The following is a 6854-nucleotide window of genomic DNA, read 5'->3' as shown; positions in this document are numbered from 1 at the left end:
CATTACGCTGATGATCGTGGCGCCCGTTTTTGCGCCGCTGCTGGGCGGGTGGATATTGGTCACGGCCGGATGGCAGGCCATCTTCATCCTCCTGCTCGCGTTCGCTGCGCTGTGCGGCGCCTTGACCTGGCGCTACATTCCGGAAACCCTGCCTCGCGACCGGCGCCAGCCGCTGAACGTCTCTTCGCTGCTGCGCGCCTACCGCACCTTAGTCCGCCAGCCGGGGTTCCTCGTCCCGGCGCTGGTCGGCGGGCTGGCCCAAGTGTCCATCTTCGCCTTCATCACCGGCTCGCCCTTTGTGTTCATGGAGTATTTCGGCCTGAGCGAGCAACAGTATGGGCTCGTCTTTGGGCTGACGGCCCTGGGCATCGCCGTAGGCGCCCAGCTCAACCGCGCGGCCTTGCGCCGTTTCAGCGTCCGCCCGCTACTCCGGGCCGCGCTCTGGTTCCAGCTCGGCGCCGGCATCGTGTTGCTGGCATGCGCGGGGACGACCCACGTCTTCGTGCTGATCCCGCCCCTGTGGCTGATCATCGCTTCGCTGGGTTTCATAGGCAGCAACGCGGCGGCCATCGCCATGTCCAAGACGGGCCCGTACGCCGGCACCGGCTCGGCAATGATCGGCGTCCTGCAGTTCGGCTGCGCCTTCGCCGTCAGCGGCCTGATCGCCGCGGCGCCCAATGGCACGCCCTACCCGATGGCCATCGCCATCGTGACGGCGGCGCTCGCCGCGAATATCCTGTGGTTCCTCGGGTCCCGTCGCGGAAACCGCTGACCCGCCGCGGACGCTCGCGCGGCGGCACTTGCCGGCACCGTCAGTCCAGCCCGAAGAACCGCCTGCGCGGCGCGCAGCGCCGCTATCGCGGCACGGCCAGGACCGCTTCCTCCGTCACGATCTCGTCCAAACGCATGTCATGCGGCTCGGGCAAATGGACGTCCGGCGGAAGCAGTCCGCAGGCATAAGCGACACCGATGGCCACAAAGGGTTCGCCGCGCGACCGGAGCGCTGCGAGCGTGCGGTCGTAATAGCCGCCGCCATAGCCGATTCGGTCGCCATCCGCCGTATACCCGAGGGTCGGCACCAGGACGATGTCCGGCACGCAGGCGTGGGTGCCTTGGGGCTCCGGTATCCGATAGGCGCCGGGCGCCATCGCGGCCCCGGGCGTCCAAGCCCGGAACTCCAGGGGAGCGGCACGAGTCTGGATTACCGGCAGCGCCAGCTCGAGCCGCGAGTCGCCCGCCCACGCATGGAGCGCCGGCCGCAGGTCTGGTTCGTCGCCGATGGGCCAAAAGGCGGAGAGCACGACGGGCCGGTTCCCCCAACGGCTAGCGGACAGGTAGTCGTGTATCCTGCCTTGCAGGAAAGCGATGATGCGGGCGTCCGCCGCGGCACGATCCGCCGCTGTCATGGCCGCCCGCAGCGCGCGCAGCCGGGGGCGCAGTGCCGCTGCAGTCGGCGCGCCGCCGGCCCGGTCGGGCTGATGGTCTTCCCTGGGTTTTCCCGATGCTATCCTTGCTGCCATGGCCTATACCGCTTTCCTGAACAGAATCCGCATTACAGCACTTGCCATCGTCCTGGCAAGCGCGGTCGCGGGCGGCGCCTGTGCGCAAACCGGCTCATCCGGGCTGGATGACGCGCTGCTGGCCGCGCGGACTGCGGTACAAACGGGCAATTGGGACATACTTCGCTCGCTCATCCCGCGCCTACAAGGCCACATGCTGGGCGCCTATCCCCAGTACTGGTGGCTGCGCCAGCAGCTGAACGACCCGCGCAAGCCGCTTCCAGAAGCCGAGTTGCAGGAGTTCGTCAGCGTGCACCGCGGCACATACCTTGCCGAACGGCTGCGCGGCGAGTGGCTCTTGGCGGCGGCCAAGCAGGGGGATTACGCAACCGTGCTCTCCCTGGCGGACACCACCGTCAATACGCCGCAAACCGATTGTGCCGTGCTGCTCGCCAGGCATGCGCGCGGCGAGCGGGTCACGGCCCAGCAAGCCATGAGCAAGTTCCAGGCGGGCGATGGCTGCTGGATGCTCTATGACCGGCTCCAGGCCGACGGCGTCATGCACTGGGAACACTTTTCCACCCAGCTGCGCGACCTGCTGGAGGTCAACGCATTGGCCAACGCCCGGCGCATGGCGCGCTACGTCTTCGACGCCACCCAGCTCAAGACCTTCAACGCCGTGCTCGATCAACCCATGAAGTGGCTGGTGCGGCAAGACGCGGCCGCGCAAGACCGCACCCTGCGGGAATTGATCGTCATCGCCCTGGGCCGGCTCGCCCGCCAGGACATGCGGGTCGGCTATGACTACTTCGAGCGCAATTGGGCGCGGCGGCTTCCCGCCGCCGACGCAAACTGGGTGCGCAATCAGTTCGCCCTGCAGGCCGCCTTCAAGCTCGACCCCGTCGCGGTGGAGTGGTACCGGGCGGGCGAAGGCGGCAAGCTCACGGAGTACAACCAGGCCTGGCGCGCGCGCATGGTGCTGCGCCAACAGCCCGTGGACTGGCGGACGCTGATCCGCTACATCGAACACATGCCCGCCTCCCTGCGCGAAGACCCCACGTGGGTGTACTGGCACTCGCGCGGGCTCGTCGCGCTGGGCGCGGTGGAAGAAGGCCAGGCGGGATTCCGCCGCATCGCGGGCCAATTCCATTTCTACGGGCAACTGGCTGCTGAAGAGCTCGGCATTGCCACCACCATCCCAACCTCGGCTGCACCCGTCACGGCCGAAGAACTAGCCCAAGCGCAGTACAACCCAGGCCTGCAGCGGGCCATCGCCCTGTTCCGCCTGGGCTGGCGCACCGAGGCGGTCCGGGAATGGAACTACGCGCTGCGCGGCATGAACGACAGGCAACTGCTGGCCGCCGCCCGGCTCGCCCACCGCGAAAACCTGTACGACCGGGTCGTCAACACGGCCGAGCTCACACGCGAGCAGCACGATTTCAACCTCCGCTTCATCACGCCATTTCGCAACCAACTGGTGGACAAGGCGCGCGAGATCGGCGTCGATCCAACCTGGGTCTACGGGCTCATCCGCCAGGAGTCGCGGTTCGTGATGGATGCACGTTCCACCGCCGGGGCCTCCGGGCTCATGCAGTTGATGCCGGCCACGGCCAAATGGGTGGCGCGCCGCATCGGCATGTCGGATTTCGCGCCGCACCGCGTCAACGACATGGACACCAACCTCACGCTCGGAACGAGCTATCTGCGCATCGTCCTGGATGACTTGGACGGTTCGCCGCTGTTGGCTTCGGCCGGCTACAACGCCGGCCCGCGCCGTCCGCACGCCTGGCGCTCGACCCTGCCCGGCCCGGTGGAAGGCGCCATTTTTGCCGAGACCATTCCTTTCACCGAGACCCGCGACTACGTCAAGAAGGTGCTGTCCAACGCCACCTATTACGCGGCGTTGTTTACCGGGCAGCCCCAGTCGCTCAAGGCTTGGTTGGGAACGGTCGAGCCGCAGGCGGTGGAGACAACCGCCATTCCCTGAGGAAGTACCACGCGATGACTATGATCTACCCTCGCATACTCGTGCTGGGCGGTTCGGGTTTCATAGGCAGCCTCCTGGTGACGCGCCTCGCCGCCCAGGGCCGCAGGCTACAGGTCCCCACCCGCCGCTACATGAATGCCCGCCATCTGCTGCCGCTGCCGACTGTGGACGTCGTCGAGGCCAACTTGCTGGACGACGCCGAGCTCGCCCGCTTGGTGGAAGGCCAGGACGCCGTCATCAACCTCGTCGGCATATTGCACGGGGATCGCGGAACACCCTACGGAAAAGCGTTCCGCAGGCTGCACGTGGAACTGCCCGAGCGCGTGGCGCGGGCCTGCGTCGCCCAGGGCGTGAAGCGTTTCATCCATGTCAGCGCGCTCGGAGCCGACTCGCAGGGCCCCAGCATGTACCAACGCTCCAAGGGCGACGGCGAAGCGGCAGTGCGGCGGGTGTTCGACGCCTGGCCGGACGGCGCATTGACGATTTTCCGGCCGTCGGTGGTGTTCGGCCCGAACGATCGCTTCCTCAACACGTTCGCCTCGCTCGCGCGCTTTTTCCCGGTGCTCCCGGTGGCGGGCTGTTCGGCGCGCCTGCAACCCATCTATGTCGGCGATGTCACCCAGGCCATCATCAACGCGCTCGACGACCATCGCACCTACGGCAAGACCTATCCGCTGGCCGGCCCCCAGGCCTATACGCTCAAGGAGCTGATCGAGAAGGCCGCCGCCTGGAGCGGCCACCCGCGCCGAGTGCTGCCGCTTCCCATGGCCCTGGGCAAGCTACAGGCCGCCTGCATGGAATGGATGCCGGGCAGGCCTCTCCTGTCGCGCGACAACCTCGACTCGCTGCAACGGGACAACGTACTGGAGGCGCCCATCGCCCCTGAACTCAACATCCATCCCGCATCGCTCGAAGCACTGGCGCCCAGCTACCTGGGGCGCAAGGAAATCACCCGCTTCGACCTTTTCCGCGCCCGCCATGGCCGGCACTGACCGCCCGGCCGGGCTCGCCGGCAACCGGGAGCGCACGACCGGAAGCGATCCGGCCACCGACGGCCTGTCCGTATTCGTCGTAGGAGGTGCGGTACGCGATGCACTGCTCGGATTGCCCGCGGGCGATCGGGACTGGGTGGTGGTCGGCGCCACGCCCGAGCAAATGTCGGCCCGCGGCTTCGTGCCCGTGGGAGGCGACTTTCCTGTGTTCCTGCATCCGGTCACCCGCGAGGAATACGCCCTGGCCCGGACCGAACGCAAATCCGGGCGAGGGTACAAAGGGTTCACCTTCTACACCGGCCCGGACGTGACGCTCGAAGACGACCTCGGGCGCCGCGACCTGACCATCAATGCCATCGCGCAGGCACCCGACGGACGGCTGATCGACCCGTACGGAGGCGAGGCTGACCTGCGTGCACGGCGCTTTCGCCACATCGGGCCAGCCTTTGCCGAAGATCCGGTGCGCATCCTGCGGCTGGCGCGCTTCGCCGCCCGGTTCGCCGACTTCACGGTTTCGCCCGAGACGCTGGCGCTGTGTCGCCGAATGGCAGACGAAGGCGAAGTGGACGCCCTCGTACCGGAACGGGTCTGGCGCGAGTTGTCGCGCGGGCTCATGCAAGAAAAGCCTTCGCGCATGCTGCAAGTGCTGGCCGACACGGGCGCACTGCCGCGCATCGCCCCCGAATTGGTGATGGACGATGGACTACCGGGCACGCTGGATGAGGCGGCACGCCGCGGCCTGCCGCTGGCGTCGCGCTACGCGCTGCTGTGCGTTCGCAGCCCCGACGTGCAGGCGCTGGGGCGGCGGCTGCGCGCCTCGAACGACTGCAATGACATGGCGCGCCTGCTGCAGTTGGCGCTCCAGGACTTGCCTCGCGTCGACCGCGATGCGGATCGCGCGTTGACGCTGCTCGAACGCAGCGATGCCCTGCGCAAGCCCGAGCGCTTCGAGGCGCTCCTGCGCACGGCGAACTTGCTGACACCGCTGGACACGGAACGCTGGATGGCCTGGCGCAACACCGTCGCGGCGGTCGATGCCGGGGCCATCGCCGCCCGCCATGCCTCCCAGCCCGCCGGCATCCGCGATGCCGTGCGCGCAGCGCGGATCGCGGCCCTACAGGCGCGCATGGAAGAAGCAGATTGAACAGGGCCGGCGATCGTCGCTACAGCGCATGGCTGCGGTCGCCGCGGCCGAAGCCGATCAGCGGCGCCGCCACGCCCCGCCCCACGGCCAGCACCTTGAAGAGCTCGCCCATTTCCGCCGGCGAGAGCAGTTTCTGCACCGGCGCGACGGCCCGGGCGTAGGCTTGGGCGTCGGCCGGATCAAGCGCGCCGAGCAGGTCCATCAGGCCGGCATTCATCAAGAATCCGGCCTGGGAGATATACCCCAGCAGCTCGAGGCCACCGTCGACCGCCGCTTCGGCCATGGCCGTGAAATCGACGTGGGCGGTAATGTCCTGCACCCCCACGGCAACCAGCGGGTCAGCATGGGCAACGTGCCGGAAATGGCACATCAGCGTGCCCTCCAGGCGCTGCGGATGGTAGTACTCGCGTTGCGCGAAGCCGTAGTCGATGAGCAGGGCCGCGCCGCGCTGCAACCATTGCCCCATGCCGCGCACGAAGGCTTCGGCCTGGAGATTGATTTCCGAAACGTAACCGGGCAGGGCCGGCATCCGGGCCGACACGGCTTCGGCCAAGTCGGGTGGCGCGGGCCGGTCCTCCCAGGCAAAGCCGTCTTCGCCGTGGAGCGCGACGCCACGTTCCAACAGGCCCGCGTCACTCCAGCGGAACAGTCGCACGGGCATTGCGTCGAGCACTTCGTTGGCGACCACGCAACCGGTGAACGACTCCGGCAAGGCATCGAGCCAGCGCACCCGCTCGCCATAAGCGGCGAGGCGCTCGCGCTGGCGCTCGCGCAGGTCCGCCGATACCTCGAGGATGCGATAGGAGGCCCGCACGCCCGCTTCGTCGAGCGCTGCCAGCAGCCCATCGGCCAGCGCGCCCGTCCCCGCGCCGAACTCGAGGATTTCGCCCCCGCCGCAAGCCTCCAGCACCTGCGCAACCTGCCTGGCCAAGGTACGCGCGAACAAGGGGGTGAGCTCGGGGGCGGTGACGAAGTCGCCGGCAGGCACACCTCCGCCCGTGGCGAGTTTCTGGCTGCCGGCCGCGTAATAGCCCAATCCCGGCGCGTACAAGGCTAGCGCCATCCAGCGATCGAACGGCAGCCAGCCGCCCGCCTTGCGGATTTCGTCGGCGATGAAACGGGCCGCGCGCCGGGAATGTGCGGCCGATACGGGATCCAGGTCGGGAAGTTTTTTCATGCACCGGATTGTCCCACGTTCCAGGCAACCGCCCCGCGCATGCGCGGGGCCGCGC

The 6854-nt window shown here is 68.2% G+C and carries 6 protein-coding genes; 4 read left to right on the top strand and 2 right to left on the bottom strand.

The window, feature by feature from the left end:
• Positions 1 to 772: MFS transporter (locus tag IRZ12_RS14185; RefSeq protein WP_296469595.1), on the top strand; the 772-nt coding region annotated here is incomplete at its 5' end.
• 82 nt (positions 773 to 854) lie between these two features.
• On the opposite strand, the gene IRZ12_RS14180 is transcribed toward IRZ12_RS14185, so the two are convergent.
• Positions 855 to 1520 carry a 5-formyltetrahydrofolate cyclo-ligase gene (locus IRZ12_RS14180; protein WP_296469593.1) on the bottom strand — a complete coding sequence of 222 codons (666 nt, stop codon included), beginning with the start codon at positions 1518 to 1520 and terminating at the stop codon, positions 855 to 857.
• Here IRZ12_RS14180 and IRZ12_RS14175 point away from each other — a divergent pair.
• Genes IRZ12_RS14175 through IRZ12_RS14165 form a run of 3 tightly spaced genes read left to right on the top strand, consistent with a single transcriptional unit; the run spans position 1519 to position 5622 of the window.
• Positions 1519 to 3486 (top strand): lytic transglycosylase domain-containing protein, encoded by a 1968-nt coding sequence (locus IRZ12_RS14175; protein ID WP_296469590.1) that lies wholly within the window; start codon positions 1519 to 1521, stop codon positions 3484 to 3486. The genes IRZ12_RS14180 and IRZ12_RS14175 overlap by 2 nt on opposite strands.
• Before the next feature lie 20 nt (positions 3487 to 3506).
• On the top strand, positions 3507 to 4478 hold the full coding sequence (locus IRZ12_RS14170) for a complex I NDUFA9 subunit family protein (protein WP_296469597.1): 972 nt from the start codon (positions 3507 to 3509) through the stop codon (positions 4476 to 4478).
• Positions 4465 to 5622 carry a CCA tRNA nucleotidyltransferase gene (locus IRZ12_RS14165; RefSeq protein ID WP_296469588.1) on the top strand — a complete coding sequence of 386 codons (1158 nt, stop codon included), beginning with the start codon at positions 4465 to 4467 and terminating at the stop codon, positions 5620 to 5622. The genes IRZ12_RS14170 and IRZ12_RS14165 overlap by 14 nt, the downstream gene beginning before the upstream one ends.
• A gap of 19 nt (positions 5623 to 5641) precedes the next feature.
• Here IRZ12_RS14165 and IRZ12_RS14160 read toward each other — a convergent pair whose 3' ends face one another.
• Entirely contained in the window at positions 5642 to 6799 is a 1158-nt protein-coding gene (locus IRZ12_RS14160; RefSeq protein WP_296469586.1) for an SAM-dependent methyltransferase, read from the bottom strand.
• Positions 6800 to 6854 lie beyond the last annotated feature (55 nt).

This window comes from Pigmentiphaga sp., from assembly GCF_019689535.1.
GTDB lineage: Bacteria > Pseudomonadota > Gammaproteobacteria > Burkholderiales > Burkholderiaceae_B > Pigmentiphaga.
This window is presented reverse-complemented; position numbering and strand designations above follow the sequence as displayed.